3 protein-coding genes are annotated in these 3,396 nt (G+C 71.6%); all 3 read right to left on the bottom strand.

The window, feature by feature from the left end; genetic code table 11:
- The coding region (locus VF330_RS01450; protein ID WP_330849622.1) for a caspase family protein at positions 1 to 422 on the bottom strand (422 nt) is incomplete at its 3' end.
- Complete coding sequence (locus tag VF330_RS01455) at positions 415 to 1,164, bottom strand: hypothetical protein (RefSeq protein ID WP_330849623.1); 750 nt, start codon at positions 1,162 to 1,164, stop codon at positions 415 to 417. The genes VF330_RS01450 and VF330_RS01455, both read right to left, overlap by 8 nt.
- Positions 1,161 to 3,396: CHAT domain-containing protein (locus VF330_RS01460; RefSeq protein ID WP_330849624.1), on the bottom strand; the 2,236-nt coding region annotated here is incomplete at its 5' end. The genes VF330_RS01460 and VF330_RS01455, both read right to left, overlap by 4 nt.

Below are 3,396 nucleotides of genomic sequence, written 5' to 3' on the forward strand. Positions count from 1 at the left end.
ACCGCGACGTGCGCGCCCGACTCGGCGACGAGGTCGATCATCGCGGAGAGGGTCTTGTCGGACAGGTCAGCAACGCCCTGGTGCCTGCTGTCCACGCACACCAGCGTCTGGCTCCGGCCGGTCGGTTCGAGGTGCCAGTGCTCGGCGGCGACGGGCTCGTCGGAACCGTGTCCGCTGAACCAGAAGAACGCGACGTCGTCCGGGCCCGCCTGGCCCAGGTGCGTGGTGAACTCGGCCATGACGCGCTTGCGGGTCGCCTCGCCGTCCCGCAGGACCTTCAGCCGGAGCCGGTCCTGCACGAGGGTGCGCAGCACCGCCTCGGCTTCGGTGACGTCGTTGCCGCAGCCGGCCAGGGCGGGCCAGGGAGACTGATAGGCGTCGATGCCGACGAGCAAGGCGTAGACGAGTCCCTGGTCAGTCATCCGTGTACTCCTTCGCCGTCTTGGCCGATCGGCTCAGGCCCGCGGCAGTGCTCTTGGCGTGCAACAGGTTCAGCGCCTCTTGGTCGAACGGCCCCTCGGTGGCGGCCAGTGGTGCGAGGTGGTCGGCGAACGCGCGGAACGCGTCGTCGAGATCACGCAGGGCGGGATCGGGCCGGCTGTCGCCGTCGTCCTCGCGCACGAACGACACCAGCATCGAGCACGATCGCCACAACTCGCGGCGGTAGATGTCGTCCAGCCCCGGCCAGTTCTGGTGGACCTCGGCCGGCAGTTCGGGTGTGAAGTGGTGGAGGATCACGCAGATGTTCACTCTGGACAGCGCGATCCCCAGGTCGAAGTACCGGCGCCGCTCCGGCCGCACGTGACCGCGAGTGGTCAGTTCCAGCAACTCGAACGTGCTCCTGATCGCCCCGCGGCGGCGGATCAGCTCCTGCTCGAGGTATGCCGCCGGGCGCACGAACTGACGGAGGTTCGCCATCGCGTGGTCGGCCGCGGCGACGAGGAGTTCCGGTACGCCGGCGCGGATGAGATGCGACCTCATCCACCTGCGGACGACGGCGAACTCCTGGAAGAGGCGATCCGCGACGCCGTCCGCGAACGCGAGCGGGAGCTCGGTGAAGGTGGAGTAGGCGTGTTCCAGGGTGTGGCCCAGGACCAGCTCCCACGGCGTGTTCCCGGTTTTGCCGCGCCGGGGCGGGTCCATGTCGCGCCGGTTCTCGGTCATGGCAGTCCGAACAGTTGGAAGGCGGCACAGCGAGCATCGTTCACGGTGTACTGGGCGTGCCGCAGCGCGAGCGCCGCGGAGCCCGTCTCCAGGTAGGCGGGGTAGAAGCAGTCCATCAGGCGAGCGGTCAGCTCGTCGTCGACCTCCCACAGCGGAGCGAGCACGGTCGTCGCGCCCGCGACCAGCAACGCGCCGGGCAGGCCGACGTACTCCGCGCCGGACAACACGGCGCCCGTGCCCGCGTGGCACGCGCCGAGCACGACCAGCGACGCGGTCAGCCGGGTGCGGGCGATCTCGTCGTACCAGAGCATCGCGGGTGTTCCCGCCCGGCCGGCGAGCCGCAGTCCGGTGAAGTCCGGATAGCCGGGCAGGTGGAACCCGTGACACGCGAGGTGGATGACGTCCGCGGCCGCCGCGCCGCGATACGCCGCCGGACTCGCCTGCGGACCACTGTGGATGGTGGCTTCGGCGAAGCACGCGGCTGCCCGGTCCACCTCTCCGCGAGCGTGCGGAAGACTCCCGTCGGGATCAGCCAGTCCGGCGAACGCGGTGGGCCGGCCTCTGACCGGCTCCTCGCCCAGCAGGGTCGCCAGCACGCTCAGGCTGGGCACGGACGCGACCTGGTAGTGATCGGACAGGCGCGGTTCGCCCAGCGACGCGAGCGGAATCTTCCACATGTCCCCGTCGGGAACCAGGAAGATCCGTGCGCCGTGCGGAACGTGGTCGGCCAGCAGTGCGGCGAGCGCGTCCACCGGGCCTGTCCCGGTGCGCCGGAACGAGGCCGCGACCGCGGCCAGGTCGTCCCGCTCGAACGAGCCGATGATCCGGCTGCCCTCCCGGGAGACGAGGAAGATCGTCCCGGGCGCGCCGCAGAACACGACGGCGTCGTCGCCGAGCAGTTCCCGCACCCGGTCGACCCTGACCGGAGCCTCCGCCGGCAGCGGGCCGGAGACGTCCCGGAGTGCCTGGTGCTCTGCCTGCCGTTTCGCGCGTCTCGCCTGGGAGAATCCACTGGTGAGCAGATCCAGGTGCTGCTGCGTCGGCTCGGCGAGGTAGCCGGCGAGCAGGCCGTCCAGGACGTGCCGCGCCTCCCCTTCCGCCGAGTAGCGCCTCGGCGCGGCCTCGTCCTCGCCGGACGGAGTCCCGTTCCGGCCGCCGATGTGGGCGAGGAGGGATCGGGCCGTGTTCCGTTCGAGCACGCCGACGCTGGCCTCGGGGCCGTCGCCCGCCACGCACGACGACAGCATCTCGTAGACCGGTGTGCAGAGGGCGGACAGCGCGTGCTGCACCGTGTCGGTCTGCGCGTGTGCGCGCATAATCTCGACCGGGACGAGCGCGTCCTCCAGCCGCCGGCCGTTCTCCGCGGACGGACCTTCCTGGGCGATCTCCACCAGGAGCGCGCCGATCTCCGGTGGCAGCCCACTTCCGTCGGAGACCGCCCGGCTCTCCAGGAACGCGAGCTTGTTCTGGCACACCGCGTGGAAGCGATCGGCGTCGGAACCGAGACGCGCCGCGTTGTCCGCGCACCACAGCAGTTGCGCGCGGCTCAACTCGGGATCATCACTTCCCACCGCACTGGCGTAGGTGAACCACCACACACCGGCCAGTGGGTCCAGGGAGATCAGCCGGAGCCAGGCCGACTGGAACATCCCGGTGTCGCCGAGGTCCAGCGCGACCGCCGCCAGTCTGCGCAGCGAGGCCGCCAGGCCCAGGTGATCACCGGCCCTGCCGAACGCGGTCACCGCGGCGTCCGCGTGCTGCGCCATCTGCTCCTGGGTCCCCGGCGCGGGCCAGAGCGTGCCGAAGACCAACTCGTGCAGGGCGTACTCGGCCCTTCCCTCGGCCGCCGGATCGTCCGCGGCACGTGCCCGGGCCGCCGCGCCGGTCAGCACCGCGAGGGCTTGCTCCACCTGTCCCGAGGCGGCCAGCGCCGTGGCGCGCTCGATCTCCGCCACGTCCTCGGCGGTGCCGCTGCCCGCCGGACCGTCCTCGGCCGCAGGCGGTGCCGCCTCCGTCGCGCGTTCCAGCCGGTTGCTGACGACGTCCCGCTTCGCCCGCAGGTGCGCAACGTCGTACGGAGCGTCCTCCCCTAGCGCCTCCGCGTCGGCGATGATCGCGTCGAACACGTCCACCGCGGCCGGACGCAGCAACTCCGGCGACTCCTCCAGCACCCGGATCGCGGCCGCCGGGTCGGGTGCCGGGATCAGCGCGGACACCGCGTACACGGTCTCG

Source organism: Lentzea sp. (assembly GCF_036380075.1).
Lineage (GTDB): Bacteria > Actinomycetota > Actinomycetes > Mycobacteriales > Pseudonocardiaceae > Lentzea.